At 54.4% G+C, this 20,694-nt stretch carries 19 protein-coding genes, 1 tRNA gene and 1 pseudogene; 11 read left to right on the forward strand and 10 right to left on the reverse strand.

What is annotated here, in order from left to right:
• Nucleotides 1-91 precede the first annotated feature (91 nt).
• Together NQ559_RS13190 and NQ559_RS13195 are read left to right on the forward strand one after the other, a co-directional pair.
• A complete protein-coding gene (locus NQ559_RS13190; RefSeq protein WP_018697243.1) occupies nt 92-4,357 on the forward strand; it encodes a phage tail tape measure protein in 4,266 nt (1,421 codons plus the stop codon).
• Nucleotides 4,358-4,400: 43 nt separating this feature from the next.
• On the forward strand, nt 4,401-4,835 hold the full coding sequence (locus tag NQ559_RS13195) for a hypothetical protein (RefSeq protein WP_018697242.1): 435 nt from the start codon (nt 4,401-4,403) through the stop codon (nt 4,833-4,835).
• Between the two features lie 58 nt (nt 4,836-4,893).
• On the opposite strand, the gene NQ559_RS13200 is transcribed toward NQ559_RS13195, so the two are convergent.
• From NQ559_RS13200 to NQ559_RS13210, 3 genes are read right to left on the reverse strand one after another with little or no spacing between them, the layout of a single operon-like run.
• Nucleotides 4,894-5,703: a DUF4468 domain-containing protein gene (locus NQ559_RS13200; RefSeq protein ID WP_082426833.1), complete on the reverse strand. Its 810-nt coding sequence runs from the start codon at nt 5,701-5,703 to the stop codon at nt 4,894-4,896.
• Entirely contained in the window at nt 5,693-6,247 is a 555-nt protein-coding gene (fic, locus tag NQ559_RS13205; RefSeq protein ID WP_018697240.1) for a protein adenylyltransferase Fic, read from the reverse strand. The genes NQ559_RS13200 and fic overlap by 11 nt, the downstream gene beginning before the upstream one ends.
• 3 nt (nt 6,248-6,250) lie before the next feature.
• Nucleotides 6,251-6,493, reverse strand: a complete 243-nt coding sequence (locus NQ559_RS13210; RefSeq protein ID WP_018697239.1) for a helix-turn-helix domain-containing protein — start codon at nt 6,491-6,493, stop codon at nt 6,251-6,253.
• Between the two features lie 172 nt (nt 6,494-6,665).
• On the opposite strand from NQ559_RS13210, the gene NQ559_RS13215 reads away from it, so the two are divergent.
• Genes NQ559_RS13215 through NQ559_RS13240 form a run of 6 tightly spaced genes read left to right on the forward strand, consistent with a single transcriptional unit; the run spans nt 6,666 to nt 8,064 of the window.
• The gene (locus NQ559_RS13215; RefSeq protein ID WP_018697238.1) at nt 6,666-6,908 is read left to right on the forward strand and encodes a hypothetical protein; all 243 of its coding nucleotides are present in this window, start codon (nt 6,666-6,668) and stop codon (nt 6,906-6,908) included.
• A 36-nt stretch (nt 6,909-6,944) separates the two neighbouring features.
• Nucleotides 6,945-7,160, forward strand: a complete 216-nt coding sequence (locus NQ559_RS13220; protein ID WP_018697237.1) for a hypothetical protein — start codon at nt 6,945-6,947, stop codon at nt 7,158-7,160.
• A gap of 4 nt (nt 7,161-7,164) precedes the next feature.
• Nucleotides 7,165-7,416, forward strand: coding sequence for a hypothetical protein (locus NQ559_RS13225; protein WP_018697236.1), 252 nt, complete (start codon nt 7,165-7,167; stop codon nt 7,414-7,416).
• A gap of 12 nt (nt 7,417-7,428) precedes the next feature.
• Nucleotides 7,429-7,611 carry a hypothetical protein gene (locus tag NQ559_RS13230; protein WP_018697235.1) on the forward strand — a complete coding sequence of 61 codons (183 nt, stop codon included), beginning with the start codon at nt 7,429-7,431 and terminating at the stop codon, nt 7,609-7,611.
• The gene (locus NQ559_RS13235) at nt 7,592-7,807 is read left to right on the forward strand and encodes a hypothetical protein (protein ID WP_033395403.1); all 216 of its coding nucleotides are present in this window, start codon (nt 7,592-7,594) and stop codon (nt 7,805-7,807) included. The genes NQ559_RS13230 and NQ559_RS13235 overlap by 20 nt, the downstream gene beginning before the upstream one ends.
• A gap of 14 nt (nt 7,808-7,821) precedes the next feature.
• Complete coding sequence (locus tag NQ559_RS13240; RefSeq protein ID WP_018697233.1) at nt 7,822-8,064, forward strand: hypothetical protein; 243 nt, start codon at nt 7,822-7,824, stop codon at nt 8,062-8,064.
• An 895-nt stretch (nt 8,065-8,959) separates the two neighbouring features.
• Here NQ559_RS13240 and NQ559_RS13245 read toward each other — a convergent pair.
• From NQ559_RS13245 to gad, 7 genes are all read right to left on the reverse strand, one after another.
• A tRNA-Pro gene (locus tag NQ559_RS13245) sits at nt 8,960-9,034 on the reverse strand.
• Nucleotides 9,035-9,597: 563 nt separating this feature from the next.
• Nucleotides 9,598-12,120, reverse strand: a complete 2,523-nt coding sequence (locus NQ559_RS13250; RefSeq protein ID WP_018697232.1) for a DUF748 domain-containing protein — start codon at nt 12,118-12,120, stop codon at nt 9,598-9,600.
• A 57-nt stretch (nt 12,121-12,177) separates the two neighbouring features.
• On the reverse strand, nt 12,178-12,810 hold the full coding sequence (locus NQ559_RS13255) for an HAD family hydrolase (RefSeq protein WP_018697231.1): 633 nt from the start codon (nt 12,808-12,810) through the stop codon (nt 12,178-12,180).
• A gap of 153 nt (nt 12,811-12,963) precedes the next feature.
• Nucleotides 12,964-14,319: an SDR family NAD(P)-dependent oxidoreductase gene (locus NQ559_RS13260; RefSeq protein WP_259802822.1), complete on the reverse strand. Its 1,356-nt coding sequence runs from the start codon at nt 14,317-14,319 to the stop codon at nt 12,964-12,966.
• 11 nt (nt 14,320-14,330) lie between these two features.
• Nucleotides 14,331-15,542, reverse strand: coding sequence for an NADH:flavin oxidoreductase (locus NQ559_RS13265; protein WP_026318625.1), 1,212 nt, complete (start codon nt 15,540-15,542; stop codon nt 14,331-14,333).
• Between the two features lie 11 nt (nt 15,543-15,553).
• Nucleotides 15,554-16,315, reverse strand: coding sequence for a DUF1295 domain-containing protein (locus NQ559_RS13270; protein ID WP_018697228.1), 762 nt, complete (start codon nt 16,313-16,315; stop codon nt 15,554-15,556).
• Nucleotides 16,316-17,167: 852 nt separating this feature from the next.
• A complete protein-coding gene (gene gad, locus NQ559_RS13275) occupies nt 17,168-18,583 on the reverse strand; it encodes a glutamate decarboxylase (protein ID WP_026318623.1) in 1,416 nt (471 codons plus the stop codon).
• Between the two features lie 205 nt (nt 18,584-18,788).
• Here gad and NQ559_RS13280 point away from each other — a divergent pair, with 205 nt between their 5' ends.
• The 3 genes and pseudogenes from NQ559_RS13280 to NQ559_RS13290 all read left to right on the forward strand — a co-directional run bounded on the left by NQ559_RS13280 (nt 18,789) and on the right by NQ559_RS13290 (nt 20,694).
• On the forward strand, nt 18,789-19,748 hold the full coding sequence (locus tag NQ559_RS13280; RefSeq protein WP_018697226.1) for an SPFH domain-containing protein: 960 nt from the start codon (nt 18,789-18,791) through the stop codon (nt 19,746-19,748).
• A gap of 11 nt (nt 19,749-19,759) precedes the next feature.
• A pseudogene (locus tag NQ559_RS16115) lies at nt 19,760-19,924 on the forward strand (type II toxin-antitoxin system antitoxin); the annotation flags it as partial.
• Nucleotides 19,925-20,202: 278 nt separating this feature from the next.
• Nucleotides 20,203-20,694, forward strand: coding sequence for a hypothetical protein (locus NQ559_RS13290; RefSeq protein WP_143257154.1), 492 nt, complete (start codon nt 20,203-20,205; stop codon nt 20,692-20,694).

Genomic DNA, 20,694 nt, shown 5'->3' on the forward strand with positions numbered 1-20,694 from the left:
TTATGGTTTTTACCGTAACGCGGGTAATCCAAACTTGCAACTACGGAGTTCCCTTAGAATAGCAAATTAATGAATTTTTTAATAAGTAGTAATGAGTGCATTATCATTCAAAATAAATGCGGACACCGCAAAGTTAAATAATTTTATCAAATCGCTGAAACTGTTATATCAGTTGTTGGAGAAATTTCCGTCTAACTCAGACGGGTTTAAAGTCATAAATCGCCATATTGCCGATATGGAGGCTCGCGTCGAACAGGCAATGCGCAAAATCGCCCAGATGGAGCAGCAGGCAATGGATGCGGCGTCCAAGGCTACTGCCTCGGCCACGACCGGAACTGCTGGCGGCGGTTCTACGGCGGGAACAGCGGCTACCCAGGCCGAAACTACGGCATATCATGACCTGCTTGGTGAGCTGAAAGCCGCTAACGACGAAAAAATAAAGGCAATAGCTCAAATTAGGCTATATTCAAATGAGATCGCACGATTAAAAGCGGATGTAACCGCGCTCAATAAGGAAGAGCAGCAGAACGGGCAATTGTCTGCAAAGAAAAGGGCGCAAGTATTGGACGCTGCCGTATCTATCGAGGAATACAAGCAGGAAATATCCCAATTGAGGCGGGAGCTTGCCAACCAAATCAAATTGGAGCAGACCGCCATCGGCTCAATCAACGAAATGTCCCAGGCGCTTACCCGTATGCGTGCGGTGTATAAAAATATGAGCGCCGCGGATCGTGAGGGGGCGCAAGGGCAAACGATGCTTAAAAACATCGAATCGCTCGACACGAAGATCAAAGAACTGGATGCGTCGATGGGCGTCCATACTCGCAATGTCGGCAATTATGCCTCGGGATTCAATATGCTGGGATTCCAAATTCAGCAAGTTGCCCGCGAGTTGCCGTCGCTGGCATATGGCCCGCAAATATTCTTTGCCGCCATATCCAACAACCTGCCGATGCTGGCCGATGAAATAGCACGGGCGAAGAAATCGGTTGATGAATTGAAGAAAGCCGGGCAAACCTTCACGCCCGTATGGAAACAGATAGCATCGTCGATCTTCTCCTGGCAAACCCTGCTTGTGGCCGGCGTAACCGTGCTTACCCTTTACGGCAAGGAGATAACCAACTGGGTAGCGTCGCTGTTCAAAGGTAAAACGACGATAGACGCCTCTGCCGCTGCACTCGAACGCTTTAATTCCGCTATGGCTCAAGGTTCGGTGTCGGCTCAATCCGAATTAACCAAATTGAACCTGCTGTATAGGGCTGCGACAGACCTTTCCAGGCCCTATGAAGAAAGAGCCGAAGCGGTCAAAAAATTGCAAGACATATACCCCGCTTACTTCGGCAATATGGCTGCGGAACAGGTTATGGTCGGGAATGCTGTCGGTGCTTATGAAAACCTGCGCGATGCAATTATCGAGGTCGCACAAGCCAAAGCCGCCCAGGAGCTCATTACAGAAAATGTAATTAAAAAGTTAAAAATAGAGGGTACAGATGAATATAAACGTATTCAATCCTATGCAGATCGCATCGATACATTACAATCGAAAATAAATGATCTGCAAAGTAAGGGCATTAGCAAAAAGTCGCCAATTATAGAAGGTTTGAGTGGTGCTATTGCTGGTTTGGAAAAAGGCATTGAGCGTGCAAGCGAAGCTATCCGCACGAAATTAGAGCTTCCGGATGATATTCCTAATGATATTCGGGAATATCTTGCAATACTTGATGAAAGCAGCGAAGAATTAGCATCTGTTGCAGAAAAATCATTTATAGGGAAAACCCCCGCCGAACTTAACGCAGAATGGAAAAAAGCCCGCCAAGAGGCCGAAAGCGCAGCAAAAAAAGCCGCATCCGATCAAGAGCGCAATCTAAAGGAGCTCACCAAGCAATTGCAAAAGCTCCGGGACGATGCATTGCAGGCGGAGGTAGATTCCATGAAGGACGGCACGGCCAAGAAACTTGCGCAAATAGACCTCGACTATCAGAAACGTGCCCGAGCCATACAAGAAGCCGAAAAAAAGCTGCTTGAGTTACAAGAAAAGGAAATTGATGCCCAATATAAAAATGATACTTCGTCTGAACGATTCCTCGCCGGACAGCAGATGATTGCGCAGTACAAAGGGAATGTAAATCATTTGGCGCGCCCACTTGTTAAAGCGGCGGAATTGGTAAAAAAAGGCTGGGAAGATGCCGGAGAGGGTATTGCCACCGTTTTCAGCAGCCAATATGGTATTTTGGATGCCAAGGGAAAGGTGACTGAGATTTTAGTCACCCCAATCCTGCCTAATGGGGACATTTTGTCTCCACAGGAATTGGATGATTACATACACTCAAAACTTGAAGGAGCTCAGAATATTCTTGCCGCAGACACCAAAGGTTTAGTTATCGCAGTCAACGTGGCTGCCGATGGGTCTGCCGGCGAAAAATATCATGACCTTCAAAAGGTATATTATGCTGACAATATCAAAGCGGCAGAAGGTGTTAGAATATACACGGAAGCCTTGAAAGAGTTCAATAAAGAACAACGAAATAAAGAGCGGGCGAGTGTATCGGGTATAGCTATAACTCCAGAGGGATTATCGGATGTTGTCAACAAAGAGATTCAAGCGTGGAATGAGTATTTGAGAAAATACGGAAATTTCCGAGAAAAACTACAAGCGACAAAAGAATATTACGACGAAAGAATTAGAAAAGCTACAACTCAGGGAGACCGAGAAAGGTTGAAAAAAGAGCGCGATGCAGCCCTTGCCGAGATTGAAACTAAACAGTCAGACAATTGGATCGCCTTCTTTTCGTGGATTGAAACCATGTCTAAAAGCATGGCATCAAACATATATAACACTTTGCGCAATCAGCTAAACCAGATGCTTGAGGCGGGTAAAATTTCAATAGAAGAATATGTAAGGGCAACACAGCAACTTGACCAACAATACCGCGACAAGTTGAATGAAAGAGGTAGATTTCAAACATATCAAAATCAAGGAATAAATGGCTTGATTGATAACTACCAGAAACTCGGAGATGCCATGCAGCTCAAAGGTGCCAAAACCGGCGATCAAAATGTGCAAGCAATGGGAGCCTCTATGTCCAAAGCAGCAGGAAAGGCATCGGGAGTGATTTCTATGATTGATATGATTGTTACATCAATTCATCAGACAATTCAAGCTATGCAACAACTGACGGATAGTATTGTCGACATGATGGCATCTTTTGGGCAAGATGCAGAAATTGATACAACATTAGGCAAATGGGCTGAATTATCAAATTTGATGTCCGAATTTGATAATCATGTGTATTCTTCGTGGGAAAAATTTAAAAGTGGCGACATAATGGGCGCAGCGTCAGAGGCGACCAGTAGCATACTTGGAGTTATTACAAGTATAAATAAATGGATAGATAAAAGTAAAGAAAGAAAAATACAAAAACTCCAAGATCAGATAGATGCATTATCACGTTCTTACGACAGGCTATCGCGTTCAATAGAAAAAGCGTATTCTACAGATGCGAAAGAGTTAATAGAAGACCAAAATAAGTTGCTTGAGCAACAAAAGTTATTAATTCAGCGTCAAATACAAGAAGAAAAGAGCAAGAAAGACCCAGATAAAAAACGCATTAAAGAGTGGGAGAAACAATATGAGGAGATAACAAACCTTATAGAAGATAATGCCGCAAAGGCGCAAGATGCTATATTCGGTTCAGACATTCAGGCTGCTATCAATGATTTTGCTGAAGCATATGCCGACGCCTGGGCACAAGGAGAAGACAGGGCAAAATCGGCTAAAGACTTTGTAAAAAACATGATTAAGCAAATGGTGATTGAGGCCATGAAGGCCGATATAAAAGAACCTATGCAAGTCATACGCGATAAGCTGGAGGAATTTTGGGAAGATGGTATTATTACCCAAACGGAGGAGAATATCATTGATGAAATGATTAAAAAACTCAATCAAGATTTGGATGCTTCTTTTGGCTGGGCGGATAAATATTTTGACGACAATACAGCCTCTAAACAACAAGCAACATCCCGAAGCTTTCAAACGATGTCGCAAGATACGGGAGATGAATTAAGCGGTCGTTTCGCCGACATTCAAGGCAAAGTAACCGACATCCGAAACGCTGTAATGTCACAACTTCAAATGCGGGATTCGGTAGAAGGAATTATAGAAGCAATACACAATTGTCTGAATATGGATTCGAGAATCGACGAATTGTCAGCCGCTTATTACGAAAGTTTGCGGATTGATGTGGAAACCCTTTTAGAGGTTAGGGAAATAAACGTAAGCACCAAAAGCATGGATAAGACACTGGGGCGCATTGAGGATGGGATAAATAGCATAAAAAGAAATACCGAAAATTTATAAATTAAATATAGTCTAATATATTCATATATAAATATTTAGCATTATGACAACCCAACACAATAAGAGTGTAGATGCCATACGGGCGATGGCACTACAAACGGGAGCTTGTGAAAAGATAAACCGCGTCCAAGACTTCCCCGAGCTAATCAAACTGATGTTTACCCCACAAGGGATCGAGTTCTGCCAGGGTCACAACTTCCCCGCAGTCGAAGTGTTCAGGGAGAACCAAAGCAATCTTCAAGGATTGGAAATATATGTCGACGCTGGCGACATCACGCTAAAGGGCAAGGAATATGTATGCCTGGTCGGTGATACAAAGGCCACTATCGAGGCTTCTCGGCCTCAATTCACGCATACAATCATATTGATGCACGGCGCACGAGCCCAGATCAACGCAAAAGACTACGCCGTGCTGAATATCGTAAATATCAGCGGGGAGTATTCGGTAAATAAGGATGGAACCGTTATTGTGTTATAGATAAAGCCGGGATTAATCCCGGCTTTATTCTACAAAGGCAAATTCGCCTAATAAAACATCAAAAATCATCATGCATTCCCATATAGTCCTTAATCTTATCGCATAAATCTATTATATATATTGGAGTAATGGTATTCAGTGCTTTTAATGCCTTGTATTTATTGCTCATACTCATCTTGGATAAATTTACTTGCCTTAATTGTTCAAATAGATTCTTGCGATCAGACTTGCGTTTTGTCTTATTTAGAGCTGCATAATATAGCTTTGCTGCTTCGTCATATTTACTTATCACAGCGCTATCGCGTTGGTATGACGCATAAATTTCAGAAATAGTATAAGAATATATCTCGGTTTTTATCTTTGCATCCCCATATGTAAAATAAGGTGTGTTTATTAAGCCATAATCAGACCATGCACACCAGAAGGAAATCCAGTCAAATTGTGGGGTTTCAAATAAATTAGAAAAGGTTGTTATTTTAATATCAGAGATTGAATACCGATATTTATAATCTTTACAGTCAATTTTTATTTTATAGGTAATGAACGATACCATACGATAATTGGAATCGTAATTGTTTCGAATATAATCACCTATTTTAGCTCGTCCTGATGCAATTATTGTCCTATTATCGTTATTTCGTAGGGTAATATCAAAATCATCGAAAAGAAGTGCAAACATATTTTGTGCCCGCCCAAATAGTATTACTGCACTATCTCTTGATTCAACAATTTCCTGCACGACCCCCTTTTCATTCGCTTGATGTGGTGTGGCGTGTGTATGTAACAACGGAAATATACTAAGTGCGATTACAAGGCATTCTAAAGAAAACAATCGAATGAACCCTCGCGCATTATCCTTATGCTTCATATCCCTCGTAGTAATAAGACTGTTCGATGCCTTTGAAAATCACCTCCCGATCATCCGTGCGGTCGGTCAATGCCTGGCCGAGCAAGGCGCGTAATTCCAGGTCATTGATCGGGCTGCGCTCCATAGCCTGCAAATACAAATCCTTATCCACCTTCCGCCAGTCCACAACCTGCATCAATCGTTTTTTCAGCATCATGTCGAGCCAAATGCGGGTTGCTCGTCCGTTGCCCTCCATGAACGGGTGGGCGATGTTCATTTCGACGTATTTCGCAATTATTTCCTCAAAGGTTGTTTCCGGCATTTGCTCGATCACCGGGAGGATGGCACCCAGATAAAGGCAATTTGCAAATCGGAAACCACCCTTTGCGATATTCAGCGTCCGGATTTTTCCGGCAAAGTCGTACAACCCACCGAACAAATAGCGGTGAATCTCACAAAGCCCGGCCACGGTTCCGACCTCTATGCGGTCGATGTCCCCCGATTCGAATAGGGCGCGCGCCTGTTCGAGGCTTTGGGCGTCTATTTGGTCTGTTTTCTTTCCCATAATTTATTCTCCCTTCTCCACCTTGATAAGTTTGCCGCAATGCGGGCAGGTGATTGTGTTCGTCGGTTGAGGGGCGAAAAGTTCCGGAACCGATACGCCGAGGGCGACGGCTATCTGTTCAATGCGTTCAAGTGTTGGATTACCCGAAAGCGACTTTGATAAAGCACCCTCGCTAATGCCAATTTTTACCGCAAGTTCTTTTGCGGTCATTCCTTTACGCCTCAATAAATCCTTAAGTTGTAACATAGTTGCAATATATTATAAGTTCTCCAAGTGCAAATATAGGGCAAAATATCCATAAAATACAATTTCAGCAAAAAAAATCGCAATTTACGTAAACTTTCTTGCTCTTTTATTTGGTTGTTAATTTCATTATACGTAAATTTGCATTGTAATAATTGAAGTAAACGTAAAGACTATGAAAGCAACCTACAACCTCTCGAAGATCATGAAAAACGCCTGGTATCTGAAACGTGCCAACACCTCGATGTCGTTCTCGGCCTGCCTCAAGAAGGCTTGGCGCAATGAGAAGTTGGCGATCATGACGGCGAAGATCGAGAACCGTCCGACGGAGCAGCCGAAGGCCACGGAGTACCGCCCGCAGCTACTGACGGTGCCCGCGGACTATTACGGCAACAGCAGAACGTACTACGGCGACTAAAAAATAGCGAGATTCAACCAAAATCACGATAAAATTATGAAAAAGAACGTAAACACGACGAGTTCCCCGGAGATAGATTGGCGGGCGGAGTATTGGAAAGGTGTACGCGATTACATCGAACAGGGTGATCGCCTTATCAAGGCACACCAGCGAATAGTCGAACTAACAAAAGAGCTTATAGAATGCCGTGATATTTTGGCCGGCAGGCGCACAATCAATCAATACCAATGCAAAACCAGCAAACTAAGTTAATACCATGACCACAGCATTAACCCCGTCCGACATTCGGACAATGGCCCGCAAAGCGGCCGATTACATTACCTTCTACTGCGACGGCCTCAGCAGGGGATTTGAGATTACCCACAAGGGATATATAGCCTTCATCAACTACGAGGCGAAGATGTGCAACGACGAGAGGCAAGACCTCGTGCTGGTTCCGGCGGTATGGGACGCCGAAGGCAAAGAGTATCCCGATATATCCGAAGCCTTGCAATTAATGTTGAACTAATCATCTACGGTTATGATCTACGAACTATCCTTTGAAGGGCACACGGTGGGATATTTCCCCACCGAGGCCGAAGCCGTCCGCCGGGCGGGTTACCTCCCGAAAGGCAGGTACACGATCCGAGAATGGGAAAGGGACGGCGATGTTTTGATGTTTCATCCACAAACCAACAGGGAATATGAGTTCACAAACGAATAAACCCTCCGACTTTAACAGCCTTTCGGAACTTTACATGAAAGCCAGCGAAGCCCGGTTTCAATTACTCCAAGAACGTAGCGAATTAGTCATGGAGATTGTCGAACTACGGATGCAGCTGCAAGAACTGCGGGCGCAGGTATCGCCGAGCAAGGCCGCCCAAAAGCCGAAAGGATTATTAATGAAACTTACCCGATAAAAAACTATTGTATTATGAACAGAGACCAAATTTTACGACGGAACGACGAGATAACTGCGGAGACAGATGCGGTAATACGCAGAGGGAAAGAGATTGTGTCCAAATTGGAGAGCGGCGCAATAAAACCGGATGATCCACAGGTAAAGGAGGTACTCCAGCAGCTTATAGAGCGACGGAGGATCGGCAACGAATTTAATGCCGAACTAACCCGGTTGGTGCATGAACAGAGTGACGAACCCACCCGCACCCCACGTTGAGGAATTCCGCATATACCCCGAGGATGCCCCAGCCGTCAATCCGGGCGGCTGGGTTGGTTGTTGGCGTCTATTGTGTCCAAAATACACAAAGGTTACACAAAGGGTAAAAGGTTGCGCCGCTGTCGTTATCCCCGACGCTCTAACGATTCGTTATACCGATTGGATAAAACCCCTAAAAACCGCTAAGGTTTTGCTAAGGGTAAAATGGTGAGATTACGGGGTGGTTACGGGGAGGGTATTTTCAATTTGGACACCGAAAAATCGACTTTTAAACGACTTGATGACCCCAAGGTTACCCCAAGGAAAAACAAGCCTAAAACAAGCGCAAAACGTAAAACAACGGTAAGGTTACGGTAAGGGTAAAACAAAAACAACGTCAAGGTTACGTCAAGGGTAAAGCGGAAACAACAGCGAGATTACAGCGAGGGGCAAAGAATTACAACGAGGTTACAACGAGGGAAAAACAACCCCAAGCAAGGATAATTTTTGCACGTCACTACGCGCGCGTGCGCGAGGCAATAGAACTCACGAAACACTTTTACAGGTATATATAATGAATTTTCCGACGTCTATGCGCGCGCGTGCGAGATGAACCCGGACGCCGGCAGCTCTTAATACGGTTTGTGCGACTTATCGAACAATTTAATGCGTTTGTGTGGTGTTTTTACGGGATGTTGTGTGAACTTTTAGAACAATAAGACGGAAATACGCCGGCCAGCCCGTGCTGTCTTTGTATTCAACCAGCGGAAATTTCCGTCCGTTGGGGGGCAGCGGTCGAACTGGTGTTTGTAGGGGATCGACGGCTTTAAAAATGGGCGAAGTTGTGTGTAAATTGTGTACCTGCGCTAAAATAAATCAACCACCTACATCGCTGTAAGTGGTTGGTTTTCAATCGTCGGGGTAGCGGGATTCGAACCCACGACCCCCTGCTCCCAAAGCAGGTGCGCTAACCGGACTGCGCTACACCCCGTCGTTCCCGACCTTGACCTCGTGATTGGCCTTGTGCAACCCCACAGGGTTGTCGTGTGTCAATCCCGGGCATTTCCGGCCGGGGGAACCTTCCGGATTCCGGGTTGCAAAGATAACCGCTTTTTTTTGTTCCGGCAAACTTTTTCCCCGAAATCCACTGTGCCCGGCGGTGCGCCGGATTCCGGTTGCGTGAGTTGCCGGTTTGCTTGCCGGACGTTTTTCGCCGCTCTGGTTTCGGGTTTCGGGGCAGCCTTTTGCCGATGCCCTGACGTTTTTCTGTCTCTGTCTCTGTCTCTGTCTCTGTCTCTGTTCCAGTCCCTGTTTCGGATACCTGTTTTCTATTCCTCTGTTGCCTGTTCCGGGTTCCCTGTTCTGTTGCCTCCCCGGATATATAGCGCCTCGATCCGTATGCGTTACCTTCCGGAGGACTGGCAATCCCGTTGCGTCCCGTTGCGTCCCAGCGGCAGGGGATCCCCTCACTTCCCGGGACGTTTTTTGCTGTTTTTACGGCCTCCCCGTCCGGATCGCCCACTCCGCTATGTACTCTTCCGCCAAACCGGGGATCTATCGCCGAACTTTCGTCGCAGCCGTGCCCGCTGTGCCGCTTGCCGGGGATGCCGCCTCGCCGCTCCCGGCTGTCTCTGCTGCTGTCGCACCACCTGCCGCGGTCGTTATCCCTGCCGTTTCGCTTGCATCTCCCGTCGAGGTTGCTGCATCTATTGCCGTTCCGGTCGTGGCGGCCGCACCCATATCCGCTGTTCCTGTGCCATCCCCGGCGACGGGCGCCTCGTCCTCCATTGCCACCTCCACGGTTTCGCCGTCCACTTCTATCGCTATGGTGTAGCGGTCACGCCCTGCGTAGGTTAGCATCGCCGCCGAATCCATCGCCTGTACGAGGAAAGCCGGGGCTGCCGCGCCGTGCGTCGACTGCATGTAGTCGCTCAGCGCCTTGTTGCGGGCGGCCGTCATGCGTACCAGTTGTCCGGCCGCCTGTTCGCGGAAGAGCGCCATCGCCTTGTCCTCGGCCGAAAGCCCCTGCGGGGAGACACCCTGCGCCGCCAGCAGCGAATCGGCAAAGGCCATGATCGCCGGGGTGCGGATGTCGGTCTGCTGGATCTTTTCGTATTCGAGCATCGAAAGTTGCCGCCTTTGCGTCGAATCCGCCGCCCTCATGTGTGCGGCATATGCCATCCGCAGTGCGTTAGCCGCCTGCCGTGGCAGGGCGCGCCGCATGTTGATGCGCTGCGTCAGGGCGATATGCATTTCGGGCTTGTCCCGCAACGCCTGCGCGATCTTGTCCAGCGAGGCGTATTGTTCCGAGGTGAAGGCATATTGCTGCGGGTCGATGTTGATGTATTCCAGGTTGTCCCTGTTGCCCGAAAGGAACGAGAACGGTGCCGTCACCACCTTCAGCAGTACGTTGCCGATCGCCTTGAGCACGATCTTGCGGTAGGAGAATTCCGGTGAGTCGAGGCTGCCCCTGACCGGCAAGTCCATCTTCACATGCCCTTTCTTGTCCTTGAGCACATAGAGCCCCAGCTTCAGCGGGATGTTCATTTCCGCCTTGATGTCCTTGCGTTTCCTGTCGACCTTCGGTTCGAACATGTCGAGGTGGTTGGTGCCGTCGAGGTAACGGTCGCGGATAACGTTCTGGCTGCGGAACGTGAGGTTGCCCTTCGTCAGCGGATAGGCCGTGAAATGCTCGCAGTAAGGGCCGAAGTCGCGCAGGTCGAGGTTCGACAGCCAGAGCGTGATGTTCTGGTTGTCGATGTTGTCCAACGCCCCTTCCCAGCGCAGTTTCGCCGAGCCCGTTTTCTGCATGCGGGCATCCACCGTGAGCTTGTTGTGCTTCGACGGGTCGAAATCGCGGCTGTGCATGCCGATCTGCGAGACGGTGTATTCGAACGGGCGGTGCAGCGTCAGGTCGCGCACCGTCACGCTGCCCCGGGCTATCTCCAGGTCGGCGATCCTGAGCGTCGGTGTGACGTCCCCGGGGGCGTCCGGAGCCGTTGTCCGATCCTGTGCCGCGTCGTCCGTTGCACCGCTTTCGGATATTCTCCCGGCTGCCTGAGTTCCTGCCGTGCTGCCCGTGGGTTTCATCAGCGTCGAGAAATTGTCGCCTTCGGGCGTCATTTCGAACAGCGCCGAGACCCCGGCGGCATAGATTCGGTCGAAACGAAAACGCATCGACCCCATGTCACCCTCGGCGAGCTTCATGCCCAGCGTATCTACGCCCACCACGGGCCGCTGCTGGCGGTCGCGCAGGGCGAAACCCGCCAGCGAGGCCGTACCTTCGGTGCGCAGCGACAGCAGGTGCTCGGTATTGCCCCGCAGCCGTATGTCGGCCGAAAGCCGTCCGTCCACCGCCGCGACGTCGAGCGCCTGCCGGAAGTAGGGCAGCGTCCCGGCCAGTGCGAAGTCCTGCAGGCGGATGCCGATGTCGAATTCCGACGTCGCGATGTTGTACCCCACGTCGGTCGAGAGCGAACCTCCCTCTGCGAAGTTCAGGACGGCGCCCACGTCGGTCTTCTCGCCCGAGAAATAGACGCCCGGGATGTGCAGGTTGATGTCCTTCATGCCCCACGTGGCATCGAGCAGCAGGTCTTTGTAAAACACCTGCCCGTTGCGGATCGAGATGTCGTAGATGCCTATTTCCCACGGCTTCGACGGCTTTTCGGGCGTTGCGGCCGCCGGGATTGTGTCGCCCGCGAAATGTGCCAGGATGTCGTCGAAACTGAACGAGTTGCCCCGCTGGTAGACCTTTATGCCGGGCGCCGCGAACGAGAGCTTCTTGACGACCACGCGGTTGGACAGCAGGGGCCACAGCCGCATGCGCATCTCGAAACTGTCGAGCCGGAAGAAGGTCGTCGAGTCGTCCGCCCCGCCGATGCGCAGGTCGCCGATGCGCAGGCGCCCCGTGAATATGTTGAACTTCAGCCGTTCCATGCGGATCGAGCGGCCTAAAAGTTCGCGGTCGTGTTTCTCGATGTAATTTTTAGCCAACGGCGCTATGGATACCGCCACGGCAAGCACAATCACGGCGATCACGGCCGTGACGATCGATGTGATTTTAATCCACTTTTTCATGAGGCGTTTATTTATGCCGGGTCGCAGCCCTGCCGCCGGGCATTCCGTGCGGCGTTGCTATTTCGTTGCGGTTATCTCTTCGAACAGGTGTCCGAAATCCTCTCCCGGCGCGGGCATGTATACTGCGAATCCCAGTGCCTGCGCCGCTTCGACGTTCTTCTGCCCGTCGTCGATGAAGAGCGTTTGTGCGGGGATGATGCCGCTGTCGGCGATCACCTTGCGGAAGATCGCCTCCGAGGGTTTCAGCTCGCGCAGTTCGTAGGAGAGGTATACCTTGTCGAAATAGTCGTCCATCGTGTGCCCGTCGGCCGTGAATTCGCCGCGGATGACCTCCATCGACGCCGGGTTGTTGTTCGACAACACGTAGGTGCGGATCCCTGCCCCGCGCAGCCGTTCCACCTGGCGCAGTTTCCAGACCGGAACCCCCGCCAGGAACGCGCCGTATGCCCCTGCGATCTGGGCGTCGGTGACGTCGTACCGCCCGTCGAGCTTCCGCATCGCGTCGCATGCTTCGTGGAACGACAGGTCGCCCCGTTCCAGCCGTCCGATCATCTCGGCGGGATAGCAGGGGTTTATCAGGTCGGCGACCCGGTTCATGCCGAGCTGCCTGAATGCCGCTGTGCAGCGGTCTATGTCGAGGTCTACGAGGACGCCCCCGAGGTCGAAAATTACATTTTTAATATTTTTCATAGTCATCTAATGTCTTGTCCGTGCGCCGCGTCCCCGGAGTGTGGCTCCGCCGTACTGCTTCCTGCCTCTCCCCGGCGGCACAGCCCGGCACCGTGCGTGTTTTACCCGGCAGGACAGGATCCGTCCTGCGGTGGCCGGCTGCGCCGTCCCGCCTTATTTCTGGAACTTCATCGTGAAACACCGTACCGGACGCAGCACCCACATCGGCAATACCTTGCAAAAGGGGATCCAGGCGCGGTTCCACCAGTCGGGTACGATGCACCGCCTGCCCCTCCACAACGCCTTCAGCCCCCTGCGCGCACAACTGTCGGGGGTGATGAGCACGCCCAGTTTGCAGCCGATGCGCTGCCAGTAGGGTGTCAGCCCGTAGAGGTCTGTCGCCACGCCTGCCGGGCATACCGCCGTGACGCGGATGCCCCGTTCTCGCACCTCTTTGGCGAATGCCACAGAAAACGAACGCATGTAGGCTTTCGAGGCGCTGTATAGCGCCAGCCCCGGAAACGGCATCCATAGCGAGTAGGACGACATGTTGAGGATGTGCCCCCGTACGCCGCGGCGTACCATGTCCGCGGCGAAGAGGCGGCATAGCTGCGTGACGGTCAGGTCGTGCAGCAGGATGATGCGCTCGATGCGCTCCGCCGGCGTGGCGAGGATGTCGCAGAACGAGAATATCCCGGCGTTGTTGATCACCACGTCGACCCCGATCCCCTCGGCTGCCATGCGGTCGTACAGCTCCTGTGCCGCCCCGACCCGCGCCAGATCTATCGCAATCACCCGCACGTCGGGCGTCACGGCCTCCGTTGCCCTGCTGCCGCGTCCCTCTGCGCTGTCGAGTTCCTTTCCGCTGCCGACGCTTTGTTCCGTACTGCCGGCTGCGCACGCCCCGTTCCCGTCCGTCCCGGCCCCGGGTTCCCCCGTAGCCTGGGCAATTCCCGCCGCCGGTTCGCGCCCCGCCGCCCCGCTTCCGTTTGCGGATGCCGTAACTTCCAGTCCTTCCGTAATTTCCAGTCCTTTCGCGGCTTCCGGCCCTTCCACGGCCTCCGGTCTTTCCTCGGCTGCTTTTCGCCCGGCCGGCCGGGCATTCCGTATCTCTTCCGCCACGGCTTCGAGCGGTGCGCGGTTGTCGCCCGCGATCACCAGCCGGTAGCCCAGCGCTGCCAGCCGCAGGGCGTAGCAGCGTCCGATGCCCGACCCGGCGCCCGTCACCAGCGCCCATGCGCTGCCCGGCGCCACTACGCCGCGTTCCAGGCGGCGTCCGTGCTGCCCGCCCGTGCCGCCCTGTACCTCTGCGGGCTCGCAGGGGGCTGTCACGGCCTTATCCCCGCGTTCCCTGTGCCCGGTCTCGGCCGCGTGCTCCCTGCATCCGGCCTCATCCGTGCGAACCTTGTCCCGGGTCTCGGCCGCGTGTTCCCTGTACCCGGCCTTGTCTCCGAGGTTCCGGTATCCGGCCGGCGTCCCGCCTTGTGCCGCGGCCCCGGCCGTTTCGCTGTTCCGTTTACGCTTCTCCATGTGTTCCATGCTTACGGCAGCTTGGCCAGTTCTTCCTGTATCCTGCGCGGCAGCCCGTCGCAATGCTTGCAGCATTTCATGTCCACCGAGTACATCCGCGCGATGCAGTAGTTGCGGTGGTCGCAGCCGCTGCGGGTCGAGGCGTCGCCCTCGCGGAGCTTGTTGACGAACGCCGGGTCGTTGACCAGCGCCCGGGCCATCTGCACCAGTTCGAACCCCGCGTCCAGCGCCTTGTCGATCCCTTCGCGGCTCACCAGCCCGCCGACATATACCAGCGGGCATTTCAGCTCGGCGCGGAATTTCTTGGCGTCTTCCAGGAAATAGCACTCCTCGAAGGGGAACTGCCGGATCATGAAGGGCCCGCACCAGCGGATGAAATAGCGCAGCCACAGGGGCGAGTAGTAGCTCATCGTGTAGATCGGGATCAGCCCCCGCATCACGGCCATCGGGGCCTTGGAGACGAACCCGCCCGAAAGCACGATGCCGTCCACGCCGAAGCGTTCGATCTCGCGGGCTATGGCGATGCTTTCGGGAATCTCGATGCCGCCCCTGAACCCGTCGTACATGTTGTGTTTCACCAATACGGCCGTCCCCGTTTTCGCCGCGGCCTCCATCACTTCTGTGAGGCACATCCGCATGAAACGCATTCTGTTTTCCAACGTCCCGCCGTACTCGTCTTTCCGGTGGTTGGTGTAGGGCGAGAGGAACTGCGAGATCAGGTAGCCGTGCCCGGCATGTACCTCCACCGAGTCGAACCCCGCGTCGTGCGCGGTGTGGACGGCCTTCCCGAAATCCCGTGCCACCTGCGCGATCTCGTCCTTGCGCATACCCCGCACGGGGGTGTAGGCATAGAGGTTGAACCCCGTCGACGCGCCGATCGGGATCTGCCCGGCGGTCGTCAAATGGGTCATGTTGCCGCAATGCCCGATCTGGATGCCGGCCGCCGCGCCTTCGCGGTGTACGGCGTCGGTTATCCCGCGCAGCCCGGGCACGATCTCTGGGCGCAGCCACAACTGCTTGTCGAACGACAGTCCGCTGCGGCATACCGCGGCATAGGCCAGCGTGGTCATGCCCACGCCGCCGCGTGCCACCGAAACGTGGTACTCCTTGAGCTGCTCCGTGGGGCCGAAATGGCGCCCCATCGACTCGAACGCCGCCGAACGTACCGTGCGGTTGCGCAGTGTCACGGGGCCTAATTTATAAGGGGTGAACAGTGATGACATTTTCCGGTAGGTTAATAGATGAAAGGTATGATCTTTTTTCGTTTCAGCGCCGTGAATTCCTCCCCGAACTCCTGTGCGTAACGCTTGTAGAGCGATGCCGCACGGGGTGCGAGGTTGGCGAACGTCCACCAGGCGAATACCGCTCCGGCCCACGACCACGAAGCCACGGCGAAGCCCGTCCATTCGAGCAGTTCGCCGAAATAGTTGGCCGACGAGACATATCGGAACATCCCCCCGCGGGGAATGTAGTGGCGCGTGTCGCCCGGCTTGCGCAGGTTGCGGATGATATGGTCGGAATGGAGGTTTACGGCCATCCCCGCCATGAACAGGGCTCCCCCGACGTAAATGTAGGGCTTTGCGAACCAGTCGGCGTAATAGCCTTCGGGCGAGACGTAGAAGATCCACCCGCCCTGCATTAGCGCGTTGAGCGTGTTGAACGTCATGCCCATCACGACGATCCCCAGCGGCATCTTCGACTCTCCGCGCAGCAGCAGCGGGAAGATGAAGGCGCGCTGCAGGTAGTGTGCCTGGAACAGCACGAAGAGCGCCAGCGGCCCGGCCTCCCATGTCCGCCCGGACATGAGCCAGAGCACGCACATTGCGATGAACACGGGCGACTCCATCATGACCCAGCCCACCTTGTTGGGTACCGGGGGGCCGTATTTCGGGTTGAACAGATAGCCGTACCCGGCTTCGAAAAAGTGCAGGGCGACGTAAACCCCGGCGGCCAGCACGGCCATGACGATCAGGAAGATATTGAATGTTTCTGCCATTTGTCTGCGGTTGGATAAAAACGTCGTAAAGTTACAAAACAAATCGGTATAATGAAAATCGCATCCGCCTCCCCGCCGGTTGTTTTTCTCCTTTCCGGGCACACGGTTGTCTTATTGGTCGCAGCATCTGTCCTGCCGGTCGGATTTTCCCGATGCGGCCGGGTTCCCATCCCCGCTTTGGGCCCTTACCTGTCTCCCCGGCTTGCCGCCCGCTCAGCCTGCCGCTTTCCGGCCTGCGTGAAAACCCGCATCCGCTTTCCCGTCCCTCCGCCCGCCTTGTGTCTTCCGCTTTCTCCCTCTGCCTCCGCCCGGCCTATGTTCCGGCCTGTGTGAAATCCCGCATCCGCCTTCCCGTCCCTCCGCCTACCCGCCTTGTGTCTTCCGCTTTCTCTCTCTGTTTTCCCCGCCCGGCCTATGTCCCGGCCTGTGTGAAATCCCGCATCCGCTTTCCCGTCCCTCCGCCCGCCTTGTGTCTTCCGCTTTCTCCCTCTGTTTTCCCCGCCCGGCCTGCGCCCCGGCCTGCATGAAAGCCCGCATCCCGATAAAAAAACGACGGCCCCCACGATTGTGGAAGCCGTCTGTCCGACCCTTCGCAGCCCCGCAGGGCGCGAAATGCTTTGGCTGCGGGCGCCAGGGCGCCCGCTTTCCGGCATTCGTTCCAGGGGGCCGGAGCCCTCTCGTAAAAACCCCTGCCGAAGCAGGGGCGCCGGGACGGTGACCTGTGACGCTTCGGCGTCACGCCGTACGTACGGTCCGATATGGGAGTTGCCCGCTCCCGGCTGTCGCTCTGCCGTCCGGTGCCGGCGGCGCGACATGCCCTTTCCGGGTACGCCTGCCGCCGGACGGGGCATATTAGTGCGTAAAGACTTTTCCTTTCTGGTGTTCCTTGTTCTCGTACTTGATGCGCGAGGTAGTGGGGTACTCCAGCTGCTCGAACTCGGCGATGGCATTGCGGATGTCGCCCATCAGCATGTCGGCCATGTCGCGCGACATGCCCTGGCGCACCACGATGCGCATTACGACCACGTCCTCGATGTTCTTGGGCATCGTATAGGCGGGAACCATCCAGCCGCTTTGCTGCAGTTTGGCCTGCAGGTCGAACAGCGTCCACTTGGCCTTCTTGTCGTACACGGGATCCATCATCCAGATGAACAGCGGGTTGACGACCTCCTCCGAATAGTTCTTGAAACATTTCATCGTGCCGATCTGCTGGTGGCAGTACTTGGCGATGTCCATCGAGTTCTGCTGGATCTCCTTGTATCCCTCGAATCCCAGGCGGATGAAGTTGTAGTACTGGCCGAGTATCTGCGCTGCGGGGCGCGAGAAGTTGAGGCCGACCTGCGTGATGTTGGCGCCCAGGTAGTTGACCGAGAACGACATTTCGTCGGGCAGGTATTTCTTGTCCTTCCATACCACCCATCCCAGGCCGGGATATACCAGGCCGTACTTGTGGCCCGACGTGGAGATCGACAATACCCACTTGAGGCGGAAGTCCCACTTCTTCTCGGGTTTGAGGAACGGCAGGATGAAACCGCCCGACGCTGCGTCGACGTGGATCGGGATTTCATAGCCGGTCTTGGCGTTGTACTCGTCGAGCGCCTTGTCCAGCCCCTCGATGTCGTCGTCCAGGCCCGTCCACGTGACGCCTGCGATCGGCACGATGCAGATCGTGTTTTCGTCGCACATCTCCAACGCCTGCTTGGGGTCGAGCGTGATGTGGTCGAGCGTCAGGGGCACGGTGCGCATTTCGATCTGCCACAGCTGGCAGAACTTCTCCCATACGACCTGGAACCCGGCGCTCATCACCAGGTTCGGTTTGTCGAAGGGCTTGCCTGCGGCCTTGCGGCGCTGGCGCCAGCGGAGCCATGCGGCCACGCCGCCCAGCATACATGCCTCCGACGAACCGATGCCCAGCGCACCGGTCTTCCATTCGGCCTTCTCGGGGGTGTTCCACATGTTGGCGACGATGTTCAGGCAGCGGCCGCACATCACCGCGACACGCGGGTACTCCGTTTCGTCGATGTAGTTGATGTTGATGGCCTCGTTCATCAGCCGCGTGGCGTAATCGTCCATGTAGGTCGTTACGAACGTGGCGAGGTTCAGCCGCGGTTGTGTCTGCGGATAGGTCTCGTCCTTGACTAACTGGTAAGCGATCTCGGGAGCCGTCTTGCCCTTGGGGATGAATTCCGTGGGTGCCGGACTGCGCATTTCCTCCGAACCGAAAATGTCGGTCAGCGTGTCTTCGTTGGTGTGTCTTTGCTGATTCATGATGTAAATTTTGTTTTGGTTTACGCCCTCCAACCTTGCATGAACTGTGCCACGGAGCGGTTTTTTTCGGCCTAAACCGGGCTGCGGGGCCTCTTCTGCTTCGGTCGCAGTCCGTTATGAAAAAAATGCCCGGAAAATTTGCAAATCCAAAAATGTTCGATATATTTGTGATATCAAAATAATATCATTCAAAAACTACACGGGTATGGAAAATGGAAATTTCGTTTACAAAGGCTGGAAATGCAATGGTTTCCTGGCATTGGTGCTGATCCTCGGCGGGTTGGCCCTGGGGGTTTACGCGATCGTCGCAGGCGCGCAGCGCATCGACGCCGGGCTGGCGCTCGGCGGCGGACTGGTGGCGGCGGGCGTCGTCTGGAGCCTTTGCATGCTGATCTGCATGGCGGGATTCATGCTGCTCGAACCCAACGAGGCGCGCGTGATGGTCTTTTTCGGTAAATACAAAGGTACCTTCTACGAAACGGGTTACTGGTGGGTCAACCCCTTCATGTCGGCCAAGCAGATCTCGATCCGCGCCCGCAACCTTAACGTCGATCCGATCAAGGTCAACGACAAGACGGGCAACCCGATCCTTATCGGGCTGGTACTGGTCTGGAAGATCAAGCGCGACGATATTTATAAGGCCGTTTTCGAGATCGACGCCCCGACTACGGCCGGGCAGACCGGCGTTTCGGCCACGGCGCGCATGAACATCCTCGAGAACTTCGTGGGCGTGCAGAGCGACGCCGCATTGCGCCAGGTGGCCGGTTGCTATTCCTATGATAACAATGGTGTTGCGGACGATGAGCTGACGCTCCGCTCGAACAGCGAGCAGATCAACGACCAGCTCGAACACACGCTCAACGAACGTCTGGCGATGGCCGGCATCGAGGTGGTCGAGGCCCGCATCAACTACCTGGCCTATGCGCCCGAAATCGCCGCCGTGATGCTGCGCCGCCAGCAGGCCGATGCCATCATCTCCGCCCGCGAGAAGATCGTCGAGGGCGCTGTATCGATGGTTCACATGGCGCTCGACCGCCTCGGCAACGAGCATATCGTCGAACTGGACGAAGAGCGCAAGGCGGCCATGGTGTCGAATTTGCTCGTAGTGCTCTGTGCCGACGAAGCCGCGCAGCCCGTGGTGAATGCCGGAACCCTGCACCATTGATTTAACTGGGGATGGCTAAAGAGAATAATAACAAGAGTTTCGTACTGCGTATCGACGCCGCGACGATGGACGCACTGGAGCTATGGGCTGCCGACGAGTTCCGCTCGATCAACGGCCAGCTCCAGTGGATCATCGCCGATGCCCTGCGCCGCAGCGGCCGCCTGAAGAAGCCGCGTGCGGCCGCCGGGGCGACCCTGCCGGCCGCGGATACGGGCGTTGCTTCGTCGGGCAGGGACTTCCCGCCGGCTCCGGCGGCCGTTTCTCCCGCGGCTGCCGCCGCTCCTCCTGCTGACGTTGCGTCCGGTGAAGGCACGCCGCCGCTGCAGGATGCCGTCCCTCCCGTTGCCGCAGCGGCAGCCGGGGAGGCCGGCCCGCTGCCTCCGCACGCCCGTATGCAGTCCGACGACCCGCAAAAAAATAAAGCCGATATAAAAAAATAAATCCGATGTTCAGGATGTGGAGATGCTATTTTTCCGGCCTGCTCGATGCCGGACGCTGGCGGATGTTTCTGCACAGCCGCATGTGGCTCGGCCTGCCCGTGGCAGCCGTTGTCGCCTTCGTCGTAATTTTCCTGCTGCGCCGTTTCGGTGAAGGTCTCCCGACTGCCGAGGCGCTTTGGAAGGGGGCTGTCTGTGCACTGGTGATTGCTTTTTGCTGGGCTTTGGGCGTATGGGCCGCCGTCGGGCCCGAACCGTCCGATGACGACGGCGGGCAGGACGGGGAGGCCGTCGGTAACGTGGGATCCTGTGCGGCGTGGCGGGGCAGGGTTCTCTGTTTCGTATTGCTGCTGGGGGCGTTCGCCCTGGTTTGCTCGTCCCAGATTTCGGATATGCTGGGCGGCGAATGTTCGCTGGCCCGCGGGTTCGGGGGGATGCTGCTCAAGGCGATGGCGGTTGCGGCCGTCGTTGTTCCCGTATGGCTTGATTCGAGACGCAGTAAATGGTAG

Origin of the sequence: Alistipes onderdonkii (assembly GCF_025145285.1) — a bacterium.
Taxonomy (GTDB): Bacteria; Bacteroidota; Bacteroidia; order Bacteroidales; family Rikenellaceae; genus Alistipes; species Alistipes onderdonkii.

What these genes read in the sequence shown, in the direction of transcription:
- NQ559_RS13190 (WP_018697243.1), top strand. Translation starts at nt 92, where the DNA reads ATGAGTGCATTATCATTCAAAATAAATGCGGACACCGCAAAGTTAAAT.
- NQ559_RS13195 (WP_018697242.1), top strand. Translation starts at nt 4,401, where the DNA reads ATGACAACCCAACACAATAAGAGTGTAGATGCCATACGGGCGATGGCA.
- NQ559_RS13200 (WP_082426833.1), bottom strand. Translation starts at nt 5,703, where the DNA reads ATGAAGCATAAGGATAATGCGCGAGGGTTCATTCGATTGTTTTCTTTA.
- fic (WP_018697240.1), bottom strand. Translation starts at nt 6,247, where the DNA reads ATGGGAAAGAAAACAGACCAAATAGACGCCCAAAGCCTCGAACAGGCG.
- NQ559_RS13210 (WP_018697239.1), bottom strand. Translation starts at nt 6,493, where the DNA reads ATGTTACAACTTAAGGATTTATTGAGGCGTAAAGGAATGACCGCAAAA.
- NQ559_RS13215 (WP_018697238.1), top strand. Translation starts at nt 6,666, where the DNA reads ATGAAAGCAACCTACAACCTCTCGAAGATCATGAAAAACGCCTGGTAT.
- NQ559_RS13220 (WP_018697237.1), top strand. Translation starts at nt 6,945, where the DNA reads ATGAAAAAGAACGTAAACACGACGAGTTCCCCGGAGATAGATTGGCGG.
- NQ559_RS13225 (WP_018697236.1), top strand. Translation starts at nt 7,165, where the DNA reads ATGACCACAGCATTAACCCCGTCCGACATTCGGACAATGGCCCGCAAA.
- NQ559_RS13230 (WP_018697235.1), top strand. Translation starts at nt 7,429, where the DNA reads ATGATCTACGAACTATCCTTTGAAGGGCACACGGTGGGATATTTCCCC.
- NQ559_RS13235 (WP_033395403.1), top strand. Translation starts at nt 7,592, where the DNA reads ATGAGTTCACAAACGAATAAACCCTCCGACTTTAACAGCCTTTCGGAA.
- NQ559_RS13240 (WP_018697233.1), top strand. Translation starts at nt 7,822, where the DNA reads ATGAACAGAGACCAAATTTTACGACGGAACGACGAGATAACTGCGGAG.
- NQ559_RS13250 (WP_018697232.1), bottom strand. Translation starts at nt 12,120, where the DNA reads ATGAAAAAGTGGATTAAAATCACATCGATCGTCACGGCCGTGATCGCC.
- NQ559_RS13255 (WP_018697231.1), bottom strand. Translation starts at nt 12,810, where the DNA reads ATGAAAAATATTAAAAATGTAATTTTCGACCTCGGGGGCGTCCTCGTA.
- NQ559_RS13260 (WP_259802822.1), bottom strand. Translation starts at nt 14,319, where the DNA reads ATGGAGAAGCGTAAACGGAACAGCGAAACGGCCGGGGCCGCGGCACAA.
- NQ559_RS13265 (WP_026318625.1), bottom strand. Translation starts at nt 15,542, where the DNA reads ATGTCATCACTGTTCACCCCTTATAAATTAGGCCCCGTGACACTGCGC.
- NQ559_RS13270 (WP_018697228.1), bottom strand. Translation starts at nt 16,315, where the DNA reads ATGGCAGAAACATTCAATATCTTCCTGATCGTCATGGCCGTGCTGGCC.
- gad (WP_026318623.1), bottom strand. Translation starts at nt 18,583, where the DNA reads ATGAATCAGCAAAGACACACCAACGAAGACACGCTGACCGACATTTTC.
- NQ559_RS13280 (WP_018697226.1), top strand. Translation starts at nt 18,789, where the DNA reads ATGGAAAATGGAAATTTCGTTTACAAAGGCTGGAAATGCAATGGTTTC.
- NQ559_RS13290 (WP_143257154.1), top strand. Translation starts at nt 20,203, where the DNA reads ATGTGGAGATGCTATTTTTCCGGCCTGCTCGATGCCGGACGCTGGCGG.